General features: G+C 69.5%; 1 pseudogene. It reads right to left on the bottom strand.

The window, feature by feature from the left end:
- A pseudogene (locus tag ACQG3P_RS23765) lies at positions 1-236 on the bottom strand (glycogen synthase GlgA); the annotation flags it as partial.

Raw genomic sequence — 236 nt, 5'->3', positions numbered from 1 at the left:
TTTCCGCCTGCCACACCATGCCTGCATAGCCAAAGGCGATAACCGCCGCGCCGCGCGACAGCGCGGCAAAGCGCACCGCGTTTTCGCTCCATTCAAGCCCGCTGCCATCCACGTATGGACTGCCACACCGCTGGAACAGCCCGTGGCACACCAGCACCAGCACCCGCACGCCACCCGCACACGGCTCCCCGATCTCGCAGGCGCGAAGTCCGGCCCGTGCCGGCACGCGGCCCACC

Origin of the sequence: Stenotrophomonas sp. SrG, from assembly GCF_050031795.1 — a bacterium.
Lineage (GTDB): Bacteria > Pseudomonadota > Gammaproteobacteria > Xanthomonadales > Xanthomonadaceae > Stenotrophomonas > Stenotrophomonas rhizophila_A.
The sequence above is the reverse complement of the archived record's forward strand: the minus strand, read 5'-3'. Positions and strand labels throughout refer to the sequence as shown.